The 19,349-nt window shown below is 37.0% G+C and carries 14 protein-coding genes, 2 tRNA genes and 2 pseudogenes; 7 read left to right on the forward strand and 11 right to left on the reverse strand.

Features of this window, described 5'->3' with window-relative positions; translation table 11 throughout:
* Positions 1-107: 107 nt before the first annotated feature.
* From selA to BLR93_RS17690, 4 genes and pseudogenes are all read right to left on the reverse strand, one after another.
* Positions 108-1,520: an L-seryl-tRNA(Sec) selenium transferase gene (selA, locus tag BLR93_RS03395; RefSeq protein WP_093211219.1), complete on the reverse strand. Its 1,413-nt coding sequence runs from the start codon at positions 1,518-1,520 to the stop codon at positions 108-110.
* Between the two features lie 149 nt (positions 1,521-1,669).
* Positions 1,670-1,858: pseudogene (locus BLR93_RS18440) on the reverse strand (Rdx family protein); the annotation flags it as partial.
* A gap of 141 nt (positions 1,859-1,999) precedes the next feature.
* Complete coding sequence (selB, locus tag BLR93_RS03405; protein WP_093211223.1) at positions 2,000-3,892, reverse strand: selenocysteine-specific translation elongation factor; 1,893 nt, start codon at positions 3,890-3,892, stop codon at positions 2,000-2,002.
* 124 nt (positions 3,893-4,016) lie between these two features.
* Complete coding sequence (locus tag BLR93_RS17690; RefSeq protein ID WP_139184381.1) at positions 4,017-4,169, reverse strand: YfhD family protein; 153 nt, start codon at positions 4,167-4,169, stop codon at positions 4,017-4,019.
* A 148-nt stretch (positions 4,170-4,317) separates the two neighbouring features.
* On the opposite strand from BLR93_RS17690, the gene BLR93_RS17875 reads away from it, so the two are divergent.
* Together BLR93_RS17875 and BLR93_RS03410 are read left to right on the forward strand one after the other, a co-directional pair.
* Positions 4,318-4,414: transfer RNA gene (locus BLR93_RS17875), tRNA-Sec, on the forward strand.
* 159 nt (positions 4,415-4,573) lie between these two features.
* Complete coding sequence (locus BLR93_RS03410) at positions 4,574-5,551, forward strand: tyrosine-type recombinase/integrase (protein ID WP_093211225.1); 978 nt, start codon at positions 4,574-4,576, stop codon at positions 5,549-5,551.
* A 49-nt stretch (positions 5,552-5,600) separates the two neighbouring features.
* On the opposite strand, the gene BLR93_RS03415 is transcribed toward BLR93_RS03410, so the two are convergent.
* The 3 genes from BLR93_RS03415 to BLR93_RS03425 form a co-directional block, all read right to left on the reverse strand.
* Positions 5,601-7,010 carry a restriction endonuclease subunit S gene (locus tag BLR93_RS03415; RefSeq protein ID WP_139184382.1) on the reverse strand — a complete coding sequence of 470 codons (1,410 nt, stop codon included), beginning with the start codon at positions 7,008-7,010 and terminating at the stop codon, positions 5,601-5,603.
* Between the two features lie 35 nt (positions 7,011-7,045).
* Positions 7,046-9,115: an N-6 DNA methylase gene (locus BLR93_RS03420; protein WP_093211229.1), complete on the reverse strand. Its 2,070-nt coding sequence runs from the start codon at positions 9,113-9,115 to the stop codon at positions 7,046-7,048.
* A gap of 1,003 nt (positions 9,116-10,118) precedes the next feature.
* On the reverse strand, positions 10,119-10,499 hold the full coding sequence (locus tag BLR93_RS03425) for a hypothetical protein (protein ID WP_093211231.1): 381 nt from the start codon (positions 10,497-10,499) through the stop codon (positions 10,119-10,121).
* A gap of 570 nt (positions 10,500-11,069) precedes the next feature.
* On the opposite strand from BLR93_RS03425, the gene BLR93_RS03430 reads away from it, so the two are divergent.
* Complete coding sequence (locus BLR93_RS03430) at positions 11,070-12,362, forward strand: DUF6602 domain-containing protein (protein WP_093211233.1); 1,293 nt, start codon at positions 11,070-11,072, stop codon at positions 12,360-12,362.
* Positions 12,363-12,877: 515 nt separating this feature from the next.
* Positions 12,878-12,974, forward strand: a tRNA-Sec gene (locus BLR93_RS17880).
* Positions 12,975-13,370: 396 nt separating this feature from the next.
* On the opposite strand, the pseudogene BLR93_RS03435 reads toward BLR93_RS17880, so the two are convergent.
* Positions 13,371-13,728 (reverse strand): annotated as a pseudogene (locus BLR93_RS03435) (cupin).
* Positions 13,729-14,061: 333 nt separating this feature from the next.
* On the opposite strand from BLR93_RS03435, the gene BLR93_RS03440 reads away from it, so the two are divergent.
* The gene (locus BLR93_RS03440) at positions 14,062-15,084 is read left to right on the forward strand and encodes a phosphatidylglycerol lysyltransferase domain-containing protein (protein WP_093211235.1); all 1,023 of its coding nucleotides are present in this window, start codon (positions 14,062-14,064) and stop codon (positions 15,082-15,084) included.
* A 279-nt stretch (positions 15,085-15,363) separates the two neighbouring features.
* Positions 15,364-15,753 (forward strand): GtrA family protein, encoded by a 390-nt coding sequence (locus BLR93_RS18470; RefSeq protein ID WP_093211237.1) that lies wholly within the window; start codon positions 15,364-15,366, stop codon positions 15,751-15,753.
* A gap of 112 nt (positions 15,754-15,865) precedes the next feature.
* Here the strand turns inward: BLR93_RS18470 and BLR93_RS03450 are convergent, their stop codons facing one another.
* The 3 genes from BLR93_RS03450 to BLR93_RS03460 form a co-directional block, all read right to left on the reverse strand.
* Positions 15,866-16,468 (reverse strand): DedA family protein, encoded by a 603-nt coding sequence (locus tag BLR93_RS03450; RefSeq protein ID WP_093211239.1) that lies wholly within the window; start codon positions 16,466-16,468, stop codon positions 15,866-15,868.
* Between the two features lie 202 nt (positions 16,469-16,670).
* A complete protein-coding gene (locus BLR93_RS03455) occupies positions 16,671-17,180 on the reverse strand; it encodes a GNAT family N-acetyltransferase (RefSeq protein WP_093211241.1) in 510 nt (169 codons plus the stop codon).
* Between the two features lie 244 nt (positions 17,181-17,424).
* A complete protein-coding gene (locus BLR93_RS03460) occupies positions 17,425-17,853 on the reverse strand; it encodes a GyrI-like domain-containing protein (RefSeq protein WP_093212326.1) in 429 nt (142 codons plus the stop codon).
* Positions 17,854-18,321: 468 nt separating this feature from the next.
* Between BLR93_RS03460 and BLR93_RS03465 the strand changes: the two genes are divergently transcribed.
* Positions 18,322-19,317 (forward strand): glycosyltransferase, encoded by a 996-nt coding sequence (locus BLR93_RS03465; RefSeq protein WP_175559223.1) that lies wholly within the window; start codon positions 18,322-18,324, stop codon positions 19,315-19,317.
* The last annotated feature ends 32 nt before the right edge of the window (positions 19,318-19,349 follow it).

The following is a 19,349-nucleotide window of genomic DNA, read 5'->3' on the forward strand; positions in this document are numbered from 1 at the left end:
TTTATTCAATAGCAGGTTTGTGCTCACTTTACCCCTTTGATTCAGCAGTAAAACATGGTTGGGGACACCATTTTTAACATCTCAAAAATGTTCAACGAGAAATCGTTTCAGCTAGTTCCTAAGTGGAAGAAACGATCCAGCACGGCAGGCGTTTCCTCCTCTGAAACCGTTCGAAAGTCAATGAGCACTTGTTCATCCTTAATTCTAGCAACAATTGCAGGTGTACCAAGGCGCAGTTTTTCCGCTATTTGCTGAGCAGTTAGCTGTTTATGACTGACTGCTGCTGCATACGTTGCCAGCTCCACATCAGGCATCGTGCCACCGCCGATTTGTGATGTGGTCTCCACCAATCGGCATGAAAATGGCTCAGGAGAACGCTGCAATTCTTTCATAAAGGCTGCAGCCTGCATTTTAATCGCTTCAGGAGCTTTGATAATATCCCTAACGGCAGGCAGCTCGGCCGCTGCTTCTTCCCCCATGGCATATGTCTGCAATGTTTTTTCTAATCCTGCCAACGTCATTTTATCAATACGAAGCACTCGCGCCAGCTGATGTTTCTTCAAGCGGTCAATCAAATATTTTTTACCAACGATAATACCCGCCTGCGGTCCGCCAAGCAGCTTATCACCACTGAAAGACACGATGTCGGCGCCATCGTCAATAACCTCCCTTACCAACGGCTCCTCCCCGATGCCCTGTCGTTTAAAATCATATAACGAACCGCTGCCTAGATCTTCATAAAACACCAAATTTTTATGCTGTTTTTTTAGGTCAGCCAATTCTTCCGTTTCGACCGATTGGGTAAAGCCAATTGTTTTAAAGTTGCTCGTATGTACCTTCAATACCATAGCTGTATCTTCCGTGATGGCCTGCTGATAATCATACACATGTGTTTTATTGGTAGTGCCTACTTCAACAAGCCGGGCCCCGCTTTCTTCCATGATCGATGACACACGAAAAGATCCGCCGATTTCCACAAGCTGCCCTCTCGATACGATGACCTCCCGTTCCTTCGCCAGTGCCCTTAACACTAGATACACGGCAGCGGCGTTGTTATTAACTACCATCGCTGCCTCGGCGCCTGTTACCTTTGTTAGTAGATCCTCGATGATTTCATGCCGGGAACCGCGCTTCCCTTCGCTTAAGTTATATTCCAAATTCGAATAACTGCCAGCAGACTGGACAACATGCTCGATTGCTTGCTTACTTAACCTGGCCCTCCCTAAGTTCGTGTGTAAAACCGTACCTGTACCATTTATAACTTGCCGCAGCCGTTCTTTTCTAAATTGAACGAGCTTTGATTCCGATTGTTGCCAAACATAATCCATAAAAGACAAATCAGGCTGGTTTTTCACTGGATTATCTCCGTTTAATAACCGGCTGCGCAAAGCGCCCAATTCTTCCTTGATAGTATTGGTCACTTCCTGTTCAGGTACTCTAGTTAAGTCAGCAACCTTTTGAAACCTGCTGCTCTTCTGGAATTCATGGACTGGCGGGAGTTCCCGCAGCAAATGTTTCATTTTTTCGTCCTCCAATTAAAAGCTGAATACTTTATCTAGCTTCATTATAGCCTTAACTTGTATCATTTTCCCAAAAGTATTTTCTTGTTCTATTGCCAAAGATATAAAAAAGAAGCGATTCTTCTGAAAATCGCTTCTTGCCATGCTGCTTACTTGATGGCTTTCATTTCATTAATGATCGCCTCGACTTCCGGATATTCGCCAGTTTCCAGTTTCGAGTAAACTTTTCGGCCATTTATAGTTAATTCAAATGCCCCGCCAGAACTTGGGATTAGTTCCAAAGAAGTGATTGCAGATCGAAAGTGATTAAATAACTGTTCCGCAAAACTTGCGGCTTTAGGTGCGTAGTTTCACTGCATGCAAAACTCTATAGTTACTTGATATTTCATACGTTTCGGTTCCTCCCTTTTTCTTTTATCGTTAATCTTATTGTACAAAATGCCGTCAGCGAATCAAAAGATTCAGCTTCTGATGATTGCTTACTGCCAGCGCCGTTTGTTATCCTCCCGTTCGGTCAGCCTCCATTGGTCCAACAGCTCCAAAAGCGGAATCATGTACTTTCGGGAAACCTTCCAAATCTCTTTAGCTTCTTTTAAATCAAATGTTACCCCGGTTTGTTCCTTTAACAGATGGACTGCATGCTCTATCGAAGAACGATGCACAATCATTTCTTCAGTTAATTTGTAAGCTTGCTCACTCTGAAGCAAATAATTTTTCAGTTCAGCTGCCATATCTTCTGGTACAGGGGCACCTGTGAAATACTCCTCCCATTTTTTCACAGCTAATCCATCTTGTCTTAAATGGCTGATGATTTCCTGCAAACGGTTTTCCCACCTAGGCGGCAGGTGCGGTAGAAATTCTGCTGCAGTAATAAATTGGCCGTCCTGGCGTAATTTCCCCTGCTTTATTAATGTTTCAATCACAAACTCAACAAATGATTTGGAAAAATAGGTAATCAGATTCTGGCGTAATTCTGCTTTATTTACACCTGCCCTCATTGGGTACTGCTGATGGATCTCCTCCAATCGGGAGAGAAGCAGGGCGGATGCTTTGTTAACCATCGAGACAAGCGTATATTTTTCACTGTCTGTTGCTATAATTCTATCAGATACTCCCGCACTCCTTAGTACTTCATCCACTTCTGCTCCATCCAAAGAAGTTAGTTGGATTAGTTGTGTGCGATTTAGCAAGATGTGCTCCTCGAGCGCATGGACGACTAAATCTTCCGGAGTGCCTTCCATTTTTTTCTGAAGCATCGCGACCGTACTTTCGCCGAATCGATATTTTTCTCCTTTAGGATCGATCACCCAGCCACCCCCAATGGTTTCTGCCGGTGTCGGCCTCCGGATAATAAACTTATCCCCACGCCGGACAACTATTTCGTTATCCAGCCTGATTTGGCAAAGTATCTCTTCCCCGGACTCCTGTACTTCATTTCGGTCAAAAAAGACAATCTTACCCATGACTTCTGATGTGCCGACATGCAGTTTTACCGGTGTGCGTTGTTTCACTGGGTAACGGATTCCCTCAACCAGGCGGACAGCAACATCGATTGTCTTCGTAACAAGAAAGTGGTCAGAGGCTACCAGTACATCTCCCCTGTTCATTTCCGCGCGGTCGATTCCGGTAAGATTAACTGCCGTCCGCTGGCCTGCCCGTGCTTCTTCGATATCTTTATGATGGACTTGGATATTCCGTGCTCTTACGCTTTTTCCTGAAGGAAGTACGGTCAGCTGCGTTCCTTTTCGGACGATTCCTTCATAGATAGTGCCCCGAACAATGGTGCCCTGTCCTTGCACAGTAAAAACCTGGTCAATCGGCAGCCGAAAAGAGCCAAACCGATCCCGGAATTCTACATCCTTCAAAGCGGTAAATATTGCCTCCCGCAGCTGCTCGACGCCTTTTCCGGAAATGCTATCGACAAAATGCATCTCAGCATCGGCAAATATCGATTCGGATAACGCTTCCTTGATATCCATTCCAACCAATTCCTGCAATTCTCCGTCAACACGGCCAATTTTCGTCACAGCTACAATACATCGCTTCACACCGAGAAATTGCAAGATTTCCAGATGTTCCCGGGTCTGCGGCATGACACCCTCATCTGCAGCTACCACTAATACAACTAAGTCTATCCCCGCCACACCAGCAATCATCTGTCTTATGAACCGCTCATGTCCCGGGACATCTATAATCGAGATGTGGGTGCCATCATTCGTATGTAAAGGGGCATAGCCAGCTTCGATGGAAATATTCCTTTCTTTTTCTTCCTTTAAGCGATCGGTATCAACATTGGTTAAAGCCTTCGTCAATGTAGTTTTGCCATGGTCGATATGCCCGGCCATACCGATCGTATAATAGGCTGCATCCATTCCCCTCACCTGCTTTCTGCAATACTGATACTACTACTTTAATCATAGGCCGTCCCTGTTTCAAGCAAGAAGAATCAAACAGGAGGGACAGTCCGTCTAGTCCTGCTGGCTGCCCCTCCCTGTTTTATTTCTCTTCTTCTTCAGCTATTCCAAATTGTACTTTCGGGTTATTAGACATTTCCATATCAACGCCGACTCGGTCTTTTTCATAAGATGGCGTTTGCGGCAATTTCGCTTTATTTTTACCTTTGGATTGATGGTGTTCATCTCTTCCCATATCTCCACCTCTTTTCTATACAGTGTCCCATATAGTATTAGGCAGCAGACCAATTCCCATGTAAGTTGGCAAAATCTACTGAAACGCCATACTTGCTTCTCCGATTGAAACGTTATAAACTATGTGAAGTCCGGTTATACTTTCCGATGGGGCTGGATGGGTGACTGGTGTCCCCCTGGGTCTTCAAAACCCTGAGGGAGGCGCGTGCCGTCTCCGGTGGGTTCGATTCCCACACAGTCCCGCCAAATCAACGATTATACCACATGGGATATATTAACTACCCAATGGTTTCTAGGCTGATTTAAGCCAGACCATAGCAGACCTCTATTGGTGACCACTTGGGGGAATTGCTATAAAATGTTCTCTTTTTGTCCTTCTATTATAAATAATAGGAGGATTTTGTTATGGGTGAAAATGTAAATAAAACAGTAAGAAAATTCGCTAGAAGTACATCAATAAAGAGAAAGACAATTAATGACAGAAATACTGCTACTTTAAATCAAATGTTCGAACAGTTTATGGGTTACAAGGAAACGGAGGGACTTACTGACACCACCCTTCAAGACTATCATAAACACTTTAGGTATTTATTAGAGTACACAAACGGTGACCTCCCGAAGGATGAACTTTCTCTTGAATTATTCCGTGGATTTATCGGTTATATGCTCCATGAAAAAAACTTATCTCCTGTGACAGCTAATGTCCGTATAAGAACTATGCGTGCTTTTGTAAGACATTGCTTCTTAGAGGGATGGATAGAAGAACCTATACATGAGCGTTTTAAACCCGTGAAAACGCATGAAGATACATTAGAGTCATTTACTCCTAATGAAATAAAGGCTCTTATAGGCGCTGTTGATGATTCAACATTCAGAGGATTTCGTGACCTAGTAGTGATTTACGTATTACTAGATACCATGATTCGATGTACGGAACTGATACAAATTAAAAGAGAAAATGTTGATTTAAAAACTGGATTTATCCAGTTAGAACCTAGCGGAACAAAGACAAAAAAAGCCAGACTAGTTCCGCTCTCAACAAGAACTGTAAGAATTTTAGATGAATACATGACTGAAACATTTGATTTTCACTCAGAAATGTTGTTTGTCACATACGAAGGGAAACCTTTAGCTGATAATACTGTTAGAAAAAACCTTCAAGAATGGGGGAAAAAAGCTAATATCCAACATAAGCGTGTTTCTCCGCATACATTCAGACATACTGGAGCATTATTTTATGTTATGAATGGCGGTGACCCTTTTAGTTTACAAAAAATACTTGGACATACTGACATGTCTATGGTCAGAAAATATATACAAATGACTAATACTGATATAAAGGCCCAACATAATCAGTTTTCTCCAATAAGTGCCATATTCTAATAGAAAAAGACTGCTTTAATTTAAGCAGTCTTTTTTCTTTATCAATTTTTTAAGAATTACCTTCGATGTAATGAAAAGCAGATTCTTCTCCTTCTTCAATGGCTATTTCCACACCCTTAATTGCTGTATCAATTAATTTGTCAGCCTGACTCATTAGCTCAGCACTTTCTCGTGCCATATCAGCTAAATTTTTTTGAGCAGCAACATCAACAATAGGGATTAACACATTTTTTATCTCTTCTATTCTCCAATGCAATATTATAGAACCTCCTGCATCCCTTTCTGCCTGCATTTGAACAATAGGTGAATTTAAAACTAGATTCAAATATTCAGGAATTACTTGCTGATTAGGTTTTATGTTGAGGTGCAGTACAGCCCCTGATGTAATCATATCTAAATTCTCTCGAAGTAAGTGTGCAATTCCTACACTTCCATCTTTTGTGAATAGTATAGTCTCTTTACTAGGTTTTAGTTTTTCAATAAGTTCTTTGTTTTCATAACAAAATTCTTCAGTAAGTTTTTTTTCAGGCTCACCGATTCTAAATTTATCAAAGTCTGAAACTCTTAAGAAAGGCAAACCATCACTATTCTCAGAGTAATTTTCTGTACCTGGTTCAATAGATTTTTTGATAGTTACCAAGTTGTCTAATGTTTCGTAATTTTGTGCATAAATATGTTCAATCAAATGGTCAAATTTTGGTTGGTAATATTCCGCATCTAATCGCCCTGATGTAAGAAAGGATTCTTGAAAGCTTTTCTCATTGATTCCATTTTCATTTGGTACAAAATTTTCAAGATTAATTTCCGCCAAGAAATTTTCATTAACTTTTTCATATAGCATTTTTGAGTTCTCAAATTTTTCAGAAGCGAGTTGTATTAAACTACTTATTCTCTTCTGAAGCTCCGGGCTTACAATCGGTACATAAATTTGGTCCATATCTTCCAAAATTAAACCCATTTGAACCGCTCCACGCACAAACTTTTTAATTTGGTTTTGACCATAACGAGTTTTTAAGAAAACCGCTAAATAAAACCCTTCAACTGTTTGTGGTCTTAAAATTGCTAGTTTGCAATTACATGTAGCAGGTGCTTCTGTACTTACTAATGAAACACCACCAATTGTTCCTACTATTGATAGTAGAACATCTCCTTTAACTAAATGCGAACGTTTCATTTGCGGAACCTTATAAGTTAATTCATCTATACAAACTGGTGAAGATTGCTCAATAAAGAAATTATGAATATCTTGTCCTCTATAATAAGGAATGCCTGTATCGGTAAACTTGTCACTTATACTCATATGATTTCCGTCAGATACTTTTGCCACTTCTGTTAACTTTAAAGTTTCAAATTTATCTAAAACATCTAATACTTTGTAGTTTTCTTTACTATAGAACTCAGAATCTATCCTTAAAGTTCTTTCGAGATTAGATTTATAAACAACATTAATTTCAAGCACCCCCCTCTGTTTAGTAATTATTCATTTTGGAGCTTTCATTTCGCAAATGAAAAACCTTCTCGTTTTGCAAAATCAGTAAAAGCTTCAGCAATTCCGTCTTGTGTCATCCCTTCATGGTTATATAAGTCATGTTTCACAATTAAGTGACCATGAGAATCTAATATATATTCATTTAAGTTTATCGGAGCACTATTATAGATACCGGAAGGGTCAATGGCTTCTGAAGTGTCTTGTTCTTCTGATTCTACATAGTCAGGTAAATCTCTCTTTTTCAAGAAGATTTTTTCCCCACTGCTATCTTTGCTTTTTTCTTTCATGGTAGCAAAAAAGATTGGATAATCTTCAACTTTTGGACAAAGTTGGTCATCCCATTTTTGAACCAATAGAACACTTGTTTTTGTTCCTGTATGTGGCTTGAACACGTTGCCATGTAAACCCACTACTCCTAAAATTCTACAACGTTCTGCAAGGTATTCTCTAACTCTCTTGTCGCTACTGTTATTAAATCTACCTTGAGGTAAGACAATTGCCATTCTTCCCCCTGGTTTGAGGAAATCTAAGTTTCTCTCAATAAACAAAAGGTCCCTTCCGACTTTTGATTGAGCTTTTTGATTTGGTTTCTTCCCTAATTCATACTTAGAAAGTATTCTACTCTCTTTAATATCTCCTGCAAAAGGCGGATTTGCCATTAGTATATCGAATTTAAAATCTCTGTTACTATTACGATTAGCACGCAGTTTCTTTAGCTTTTTCCAACCTTCAAAATAGATATCTTGCCATGATTCTTCTTCTGTTTTTTCATCCCACCGCTCATAATCAAGTGTATTTAGATGGAGTACGTTGGTTTGTCCGTCTCCGGCAATTAGATTTAAAGTTCTACCTACACGAACTACTTTTTCATCAAAATCTATGGCAAACACTTTTTCTTTTACATAATCAACACAACGAGAGGGCTTTGTTTCTGAAGTGAATAAATGACTTTTATCAAGTCCTTCATCTTTCATAATTTGTTCCCAAACATAAAAAATAGAATGTACTGGGAAACCACAGCTTCCAGCAGCGGTATCAATAATAGTTTCTTCTTCTTGTGGGTTTAGCATTTGAACGCACATATCTATCACATATCGAGGAGTGAAGTATTGCCCTTTTTCCCCTTTACTACTTTTGTTTATTAAGTATTCAAAAGCTTCGTCAATAACATCAAGGTTTGAGTTAAATAGTTTCACATCTTGAAGTGATGAAATACAAATAGATAAGTGAGATGGAGTTAAAATTATTCTCGAATCTTCAGGAAATACCCCTTCCCATTTCTCTTTAGCATAATCAAATAACGTTTGTATCTTTGTTTTCAATTCTATTTCTGTATCACCATAATTTCTGAACTCTAATTTTCTACTTTTATTCCGCCCGCTTTCCATTTCATCAAAAAGCTTTGTGAAAATAAGCTTAAAAAGCTCTTCAAAAACATCTACTCCTGCATTTGCTAGAACTTCATCTTCCATTTCTAAAATTAAATCTTTTAATGATTTTCGTTCATTTACCAGTTTATCTCTGGCTACTAAATCATCTATAGTCCAACGTTCTTCTAAAATGTCAGATAACTTTTGGTCTGCTCTAGGAATACCGGGCAAATCTTCAAAATAATTAGGGTCCTTCCGGTGATAGTAAGAAACAGAATCGCCATTACTCCATACTCCTATAGGGGCACCCGTTGCATTACAGTATGACTTTAATTGACCTTTCCCATCTTTAAGCTTAGGTTTTTTCACTTCAACGATAATGTAAGGTGCGGTGGTTCTTTCTCTATCAAAAATAACTATGTCTGCTCTCTTCTTTTCTCTTCCAAAATCCACCAGGTATTCTGCTTCCATTTTATCAATCGGATAATGGAAGTCTTGATTTAAAACTAAAATATAAAGTTGGCGAACAATTTCCTCTGGTGTAAGTTTCACATCTTTCTTTCTTACTAAACAATTGAAATAAAGAGCCATCTTCCCCCGAACTTTTTTTTCATATAAATTCTCTTCAATATAATTTATTTTGTCTTCACTAAACTGTGTAAGTTTGTAATTTGAGTCTTTTAAAATCTCGCCTAACTTCGACATTAACATTCTCCATTCTTTTAGAATAAACTTACCGTAAAAAATACACATCCCTATGTATGCATTCCACACAAAAAAACATATGCAAGAAGTTAGCCACTTTACGGTATTACCAAGTATAATTCAACTCTAAAGCATAATCAAACTACGAATTGATTACAGTTTATTCTTTCTATTTTTTTCTATAAATTGATAGTTTAACTGGTTTCATTTTTGGATGATTCCATAATCAGGATTCACTTTCATTACTCGGTATTATTCTCGTTGGTTTCTAATAATTTAATTACTTGCTTAAGGAAAACGAATTATGTAATTACTTTTTATCAATCTTGGTCACTCGTGAAAGAATTTAAAAGATTGAATCAAAGCTTTTACTTCCATTTACACAGAAGGCTTTGATTATTTTTCAGTACGTTATCATTAATCTTAAATACTAAGTACTTCCCCCCCTAGCTCAAAAACCAATGAAAACTTTTTTAAGAATCGTCTCATTTGAGCCTTGACGATATTACTTCATTGGTTGCTACTTAGCAAGAAACTAAGGACCGCTCCACCCCGCACGTTTTTGATTTACTTGAGAATGCGTTAAACTCAACACATCACCGAAACTTTAAACACTAGAGCAAGTATATTGAATCTCTCACATATACGCTAATGTTTAATCGGTAACTGCTGATTTTCTGCTTCGGTTCAGCTTACCTTGGAGTTTATTTTCGGCAAAACTCTCAGCTTTTAAATGCCATCATAACTATTAATAAAATTCTCTCTGTTTTTCTGTACAATATATATTTACGAATTAATCATCGAAACTTTGCAAACTACTACTTTAAAATAATAATTTCCTATAGTTTTTAACCAGTTCTTCATTGTTCTCCATGTCTTCATCTAGTAGCTGACGAAGATAGCCGCTCTTATTAATTCCGCTTACTACACTCATTAATGCTAGATAGCGAATGTGTACCTCTTCTAAATGTACTGTTGTTTATTTAGTTTTTTCCATTTTCCATCACTCCTTTTCCATTAGTTGGTTATGTAGTTTATAAGCTTGCTCCCTAGTTTTCCTTAATGCTTCTAGATTGGGAACTCTCCCTCTCAATCCCCCTACCAATTCATTCCTTCCTGCTAGTTCTAAAACTCTAATAAACTTGTAGTTTTCATCCCGATAATAAGCAAGATACTCATTTATGCCTGGACTATAATTAATCAACTCCATAAGTAGGTCAAATTCTAGCTTTATTTTTGAGGCAAAGGATTTTAAATTAAGGTAATATACTTCTTGTATTCTGTTTAAGATAGCCTTATCACTACCCTTTACAACTTTCAACCCATACTTTTCGTAGTAATCAGTAACAACTATCTCTTTTTGAATATTGATAAAAACACTCATGGTTAACACCTCTTCATAAATTTTTAAAATACGTTTAGGAAGGGGGAAAGGACCCTTCCCATCTTTACAACCAACGAAAGCAAACTATCTTGCGCACTTTAATATGATAAAGAACCAAGAGTAAAGCGGAGTAGGAGGAAGCTAAAACCGCTACACTATATATTCTTCTTGAAACTCACAATATTATGCTATTGACCATCTTTGGTCTCGCCCTTCTTCCCCACTCAGTAATATATTTAGGATTTGATGTAATGAATTTTGCACTCCTAGCTTAGTACTGATAGGAAAAGACATGAGACCATATGGATTCAATTCTGAATAAAAATTGAAACTTAATAAGCACCTATAAATCTATGTTGAGCACTTTTTTCAGAAAACAAATAACGCCCTCTATTAACTATAGAAGACGTTTAAGTACTTGTACCTTTGCTGATTATGGTGACTGTAAATTGAGAAAATATTGAAGAAAGTTAAATATAAAAAATAATCTTCCTATGTAACATTTACAATTTTTAGTAAGTCATATACGTTAAATATAGAACAATTAAGTATTTTTCTGGAGGTATTAATATGATAACTACAATTTCCGATATGCTCATAGACTTGAAGAAAAAAGAAGAAGAAATAATTAATAATTTTCAAGAAGAAGTAGTTTCATTAGAACACCCTACTATCATTGGAGATATGTACGAGGGTACGGCAGAAAAGCTTTTAAATAAAGCAATTTTTGAAGGATTAGATTTAAGAATTGTGTCTGGACAAATTAAAAATAAAAACAAAGATAAAAGTGCAGAAGTTGATATCATGATTGTTGAAGGAGATGGTTACCAAATACCAAATACTGACCGTTGGATTTACGACATTTCCCAGGTTATAGCTGTAATCGAAGTAAAGAAAAACTTATATAAGGCTGACTTAATCGATTCTTATAATAAAATGAAGAGAGTGACCGAGATTTTTGACCCAAGAGATATGAGCTCAAATGAATTTAGATTATTTCGTGATTCATTTAGGTCTGCACTAGGGCAAGAGGTTCCTGACTATAGCGAATTAACAAAATACCCCCTTGTTACTCAAATGATGTTTCATACTCTTTTAATGGAGACTGTTATGCCTTTAAGAGTAGTATTTGGTTTTTACGGATATAGTAATATGAAAAGTCTTAGGAATGGATTTACTAAATTTTTAGAGGGGAATATAACCCATGATTTAGAAGCTCCTAACCGTGGATATGGTCCAAACAGTTTTCCGAACTTAATTTTTACTCGTGATAGTTCACTAATAAAACTTGATGGTATTCCTTATAGAGCTCCTTTAGATAAGAATGGTTATTGGGATGTCTATGTGAGTTCTGTTCACAATCCATTACTTCATTTATTAGAAATGTTGTGGACTAGACTAAGCTACAGACACGGTATTACATCAGATATCTTTGGTGAAGATTTAGAGATTGAAGGACTCTTTGCATACCTACGTTGTAAACCATTAAAAAAAGAAGAGAAGATAGGTTGGGAATTTGTATCTTTAGAGTTGCCAAAGGATTTAGAAATTGAACCCTTTTATATTCAATGGGAACCACAAGAATTAAATGAAGCGGAACATTTGTTAATTACATGGTTATGTCAGGGAGAAAAAATGAATACCAAAAGCGATATTTTTGAAGATTTGCTTCAAAGATACGCCCTTGAAGAAAAAGTGTTTTTGAAAGAGCTACAAGACAAGAAGCTTGTATTTGAAGATAGTAACAATGATTTACAGTTATTAACTGATGAATGTTTAGTTGTTATAAAAGATGGTAAATTCTATGCTGGAGAAAATAAAGACGGAAAAATGGAAAGATGGTTATTGAAGCAAGGGAACTAAACTAAGAGCTCCAATGTTGTATTTGAAAAATTAAAAGTAAGCTTTGTCAATTGAGGATACGCTTTAAATTTCAAATCGTGTTAAATGGAAACTTTTTAGATTTGTTTTCTACTTGAATATTGGTAATGTGACCGTAAACATTCTATAGAGAAATCCCCAAAAATCGATATTACATATCCTAGGGAGCTACTATGCTTTCTCGTTCGGAAGTTGTAACTGAGTTGAATTACCCCCTCCCCCCTGCTTCTTAGATTCTTATAGGTCACCTAAAGTCTATTTCCGTTCGGATAATTGTAAACTGGAGATTATAAAAAGACATAAGTCAGATTCCTTATTATCGAGGTGATATCATTATTAATTGAGGCAATTAGGAGGCTTAGGGTCCTTTTTTGTTTACAGATTCCACCTAGCTAACATAAAATGAATACCTGAGGGGCAGAAAAAGAACCTCTGGGGAGTTTCAGTCAAGACCTTTTGGTAGTTACTTAGATTTGGTGTTATATAGCGTTTAATATGGGGCTGGATGGGTGACTGGTGTCCCCCTGGGTCTTCAAAACCCTGAGGGGCCTGCGTGCCAGGCTCGGTGGGTTCGATTCCCACACAGTCCCGCCACATTCTTATATTTCAACAATTCAATAGCTTGACCTGTACTAAATGATTTGATGAATAACCTCCCCCATCCACTACCGAGGTGCCGAAACTTTATCTGATTAGAAATAGTTCAAACTAATTCCACTTCAGTTCAAGATCTACACTTAACTACTAACATTATATTCCAATTCACCATTGAGTTTTTAATAAAACAATTGAATAACGATACTCATAACTACTTCAAAAATAAAGAACATACCAATGTCCATATTACTTGTACATACAAAAAGGTATTGCTCCATCAAAAACTTTCCTTCTTCATAATTTTCCAATAGTTTTTATTTAACTATCCTGCCAGTTAGTACAATAACTTCCACAAAAAAGCATCAATCCACGCACCATCTGTTCAAGAACCATTTATTTCTGTATGGGCATGAAAGATGATGGCTTTAACTCATCGCTTTCAATAACGATAGGTGTTAATCCTCCATCTGTTTTAGTTTCATGCCATTCATTTCTCTCCCCAAAAACAGCATCCCCTGTTTGAGCTTTGAAGTATTCTTCTTTCTTCCCACGAACATAACCTTCTCCATTCATAATTAAAAGGATTTGAGGTACAACTGCTTGATGGTACCCAATGATTCCGTTTTCATCTAAATGCATACAACCTATAATGAGCTTTCTTTTCGGTTTGGATTATACGAGACATAATAAAATCTGAATTGTATTTTGTAATCTCTCTTCCATTTTCTTTATTGAATGTATAAAACTTCATTATGTACCTCCTAAAAAATTGAATAAGATATACCATTTCAAATATTTCAATTTTCCTTTAATTCCTATTCCATTAACCTGCACCGTTTAGTGCAATAATCTCGAAGTTGCTGTTCAGATTCTCTTATTTATTTTTAGGACTTCTAAATGGTGCTCGATGCATCGCCTTGTTTAATATCGGGACATTTTTAGGCTGAGCGTTAGCAAGGTAACCTTTCGTTTTTCCCTGCTACGATTTGAAAATTTTTGTTGAATGGTACTTAAAACCCTTTTATAATTAGATAGTCTGACACGGAAGATAGCAACAGACATACAACATGAATTGAGGTTACGCATGAAAAAATTAGAGCACTTTTTGAATACATATAAAGGAAATCATCTATCCCATTTATTATTTCTCGAGGATAAAAACTTATTTTGGGCAAAAGAAAATAAAGTATTAATTGCATACCAACAAGTTGCTAACCGACTAGTTGTGTTAGGTGATCCCATTGGCGAAAGGACATACTTCCAAGAAGCTATTAAGGAGTTTGAACAGTATGCCGATAGAAAAAAAAGCAAGGCAGTATACTATCAGGTTAGTTCTTCGACAACCTCTTATCTACAAAACCATAAGGTTTTCAAGTTAGGAGAAGAAGCAACAGTCGACCTCAACAGCTATTCCATTTCCGGAAAATATGGAGCCAAATTGCGAAACCGGCGCAACAAATTTAATAAGCAAGGTTACCAATTTCAGGTAGTTAATCCTCCCCATACCGGAAAACTACTAAAAGAGATAGAAGAAATATCAGATGAATGGTTGAGCGGGAAAAAAGAAAAAGGATTTTCTGTTAGTTTTTTCAAAAGAGATTACGTTGCTCTTTCACCCATAGGTACTCTTCGTAATCCGGAAGGCAAGTTAATTGCCTTTGTCACGTTAGGTTACGCTTATAAAGATTCGAAATCTCTCATTGTTGATCTTATGAGATATCGCCCCCAAAGCCCCCATGGGACGATGGACATGTTAATTATATCTATACTTTCTTGGGCAAAAGACGAAAAATATGAAAAATGCAGTTTAGGTATGTGCCCTCTCTCAAATGTTGGTAAGTCAAAGGAAGATAAAATTTATGAGAAGGTAGCCAATCTAATTTATGAGTACGTGAAAGTCCCCTATAACTTTAAAGGATTAAGGGAATACAAACGTAAATTCTCCCATTCATGGGAAGCGAGATATCTAATCTATTCTAACGACGATTGGTTACCAAGTGTATTTTTAAAATTGTATATGTTAATCAACAGAAGTAGTACAAAGAATATAGTTAACACCCCTACAAGTCCCAAATCTTTAAACTACAAAAATCAGAAAGTTGGCTAGTTTTTTCTCGCTGCTTGTTTTAGGAATAAAGCTGGATTTATCCTCCCACACTTTGTTGTTAAAGTGACCTAACCATTCTACGATAAATTACTAATAGACAATTATAAAAAAGAGCTTGTCCATCAAACTCTTTACAGCAATTTACTTTCACAAGGAGTTATAAGTATCATTCGGGGTTGAAATCTGAAAAAATTTATCAGCAGTAATTTCAATTATCAATGGGTAAAATAAATTTGTAATAAAAGCAAGGTAACAAAGACCTGAAAGGAATACATAGTTATGCTCTGTGAAAAAGCTCTCATAAATAAGTTCTTTAATTATAGTCTCGTAGGATTTTTCTGTACGTCCATTTATTTCTTGGCCATGTTCTTTTTTGTTGAAATGCTAGATATTAAACCTGTATTAGGAGCATCCCTCTCTTTTATCATAATGACGATCTTCTCTTTTATTCTTAATAAAAAATATACTTTTGGAAGCTTGTACACTCACTCAAAGTTGGTCAAATTTTCCATTGTCGCTGTTATAGGATTTTTTCTAAACTTTGTCATCATTTATTCAACCGTTACAATCTTTTCTTTCCACTACATCATAGGTGAGATAGTTACAATCCTTATTATCCCCCTTGTTAATTTTATTTTAAATAATCATTGGACATTTAGTAATAGTTAGCTTAGTTATTTTTTTGGTTGTCGTAGTAGAATACCCCAGTGGCCCTTTTAATAAATGGGTGCATTGGGGTATTCCTTCGTCAACTAAGGCACCCGTTAGCTTAATTGTGATTTTACCTTCTTCTCTTTATAAATAGATACACAAAAATAATGACGAGTAAGAATAAGAAAGCGTATATCACTCTAGAGTATACTTCCATATAGTCTACAATTACTTCCCAAGAACCGCCTACTGAAGCACCTAAATACACGAGAACAACATTCCAAATCAAAGTCCCTAATGTTGTAAATAATAGAAATAAGCCAACATTCATATTAGACATACCAGCAGGAATAGAAATCAAACTACGAATTAAAGGAACGAAGCGACAAAAAAAGACTGTCCAAGGACCATACTTATCAAACCAAGCATCAGCCTTATAGATGTCGTTTTTTGTTATACGAAGAATATGTCCCCATCTATCCACAATTTTCTCTAACTTTGCCACATCAAGTTGTAATCCAATAATATAAAGAACAATAGCTCCAATAACTGAACCTGCTGTTGCTGAAACAATTACACCAAAAATGCTAAGTTTAGATGTAGTTGTTATAAAACCCCCAAACGTTAGTATTACTTCAGACGGAACAGGAGGAAAAATATTTTCACAGGCAATTAAAAACATAATCCCCATATAACCAAACTCACTTATAATATCCGTTAACCAATTCTCCATACTCTTCCCCTTTGTTTATTTCTAAATTAAAAAATTACCCTCATTCCATAATCCTGCCAAGTTAGTACAATATCCAACCACTTACTAACATATTCTCCTCTACCCTACTCAATCCTAGAGGGAAAAAGGTGATTACTCTTATTGAGTAATCGCCCCCTGTGATAGAAAGCTCAAAATCCCGATATTACTAATGATAGACTGACTAAATTTCACGAAAATATCTTAACGCGATATAATTTTCTCCCTCTGAATTCCCATATGCTTTCTGTTCTTTTTTGAAAACAAAACCTCTTGCTTCATAGAAAGGAATCCCTTTTTGGTTCCCCTTTGCAACTGAGACCCATTGTTCAGTTGCATTGAACTCCTCTTTTTGTTGTTTGGTAAGAGCTTTTAATAACAATGTGCCGATACCTTCATTCCGTCTATTCGGATTTAAATATAGAACAAATACTTCCCCAGCAGTCTCATTAGTCATTCCCCCGCCAACCGCGCCAATTACTTCGTTCTCTTCAACAGCGACAAGATAGCCCCCCCATTCTCTGCTTGTTTCAGTAACTTCCAATTCTATTCTTTCGAGATTATAGAATTCCTTTATATTTCTTTTAATATATTCTTCACTACGTATTTTACGGTATGTTGCCCAATAACCATCACTACAAACTTTGGAAATCCCAGCCACGTGACTTGAATCGGCTTTTTTAATCTGTATCATTTCTGAACCCCTTCCAACACACCACTTTAAGGTAATTCCTCAGCCTTTCTGCCCGTCAGAAAAATCTGGTAATCCTTATTGAACAATTGCCCCTATATTATAAAGACTTGAATTCGAGGCAATAAAATAATCTATTACTCTTAGAGGCTTACATAACTGATTTGTATTTGATATAAAAGTCAGTTAACGATAGATTAATTAATTTAATGCCATTCTACACCCTATTACATTTTCCAAAAATCGCCTAAAGGACCGGATCACATAGATCCACTTTATCTTCACTTTTCGGCCATTTTGAATAAATTTCTAATGACCACTTATCTGGTACCCTCTTATATCCATTCTCACCAATCCATTTATGCAAATGAGTATATACTTGGAAAATTTCTGAAGCATGTCCGTTAAAGTTTAGAACTGCATACTTCTGTGCAGGGACAACTAAACGAACCATCCCGGCAGGAATATCCTCAAATTCATGAACCTCGAAACAAACCCAGTATCCATCGTCTTCTTCTGAAGTCTCTGCAGCTTTACGTCGCTCTAATGACATAGAAGCTTCAGGAATCTCTTGACCATAACCCGTCATGTCTTCGCAAACTACACGAAATCCAACTAACTTCTTTTTTGCAAATTCTCTTACACCCTCTAATGTTATAGAATTAATTTTTTCCATTTCTTTACTCCCTTTTGAGTTTTTATACCCTGCTTCCAACTATCCATTACTGCAAAAGGTTATTTTTCCCTCCTTGATTTGTTATGTAAACAAAAAAGCAGAATAGATTACTCTGCAACGAGAAACTTATCTAACTTGTTATGAACGATTCAAGTTATGATTTTAACAGCCTAATAAAGTTTGTATCCCTCAGGTTTCTTTACTAGCAAATTAATTTCTGATTCTAACATTATCTCGAATTCAAGTATTTCACAGTCCTGTCCGTTAGCACAATGTGCTGTTCACTTAAGAAGACAATTGCACCAGTTAGTAACAACTTGTTAACCATACACGCAATTAACATTAACAATAATGTTTAAATCGGGAATAGTAAAGACAGTGATGAACTCCACCCATCCTTATTATTTGCAACAGACTGCCAAGCCAATTATATTTGGAGCAAACCTATTTTTTTAAAAGGAGAACGAAATGAAAGTTATACTAGCAACCCCTAACTTCCATCAACCACGAGGAAATACGGTTACAGTAAAACGAATTGCCGATGGCCTCAATAAACTAGGAGTAAATACAGAAATCGTCTCCATTACCGATGATAATAAACAAACTGTTATCCCGAAAGTCGATATTGTCCATGGCTTTCATGCCTATCGCTTTTATCAATTCATGAAACAACTGAAAAGTAAACCGGAAACCTATATCGTTACCATCACGGGAACAGATCTCAATCATTACTTATGGGATACAAGTACTCGCCCAGATGTGATAGCTTCGTTAACGGGAGCTGAAGCCATCCACGTTTTCAATGATGAGGCGAAAGAAACACTGCTAAGGGAAGTGCCAAATGTAAAGCATAAGACGTATATGATTCCCCAGGGAACGGACGATTTCCGTGAAGATGGCCAAACCTTCGATAAGGATGCCGGTTCCTGCTTATTTGTTTTGCCAGCCGGCATCAGAAAAGTAAAAAACGTACCGAGCGCTATCCATATGCTTCGCAAATTACATGAGAAATCCCCCCATATCAAACTTTGGATTATCGGGCCTGTTCTGGAAAGCGATGAAGGCAAAATTGTTAAAGATCTTGTCGCACAAAACAGCGATTGGGTTACGTATTTAGGCCAGTTAAACCATGCCGACATGGGGGCGGTGTACCGGAAGGCTGATGTTCTGCTGAATACTTCTCATTCAGAGGGGCAATCATCGGCAATTTTAGAAGCAATGGCTTTCGGGATTCCTGTTTTAGTAGCTGGAAATCAAGGGAATCGTAGTATTGTCGCCCATCGGGAGACAGGTTTTATTTATGAGAATGAAAACCAATTTCTTGATTATGCAGAAGAAATCATGAATAATAACAATTTAAGGCAGTCGATTGGACAGGCTGCTGCCCAATACATTGCCGAATTTCATTCCAGCCAGCATGAAGCTGAAGCCTTGCTGAAGATTTACCAGCAGTCCATCGAGTAGCAGGCTGGATTTATCAAGAAAAGCAGTTTCCA

The organism is Sediminibacillus albus, from assembly GCF_900101125.1.
GTDB classification, from domain to species: domain Bacteria; phylum Bacillota; class Bacilli; order Bacillales; family Amphibacillaceae; genus Sediminibacillus; species Sediminibacillus albus.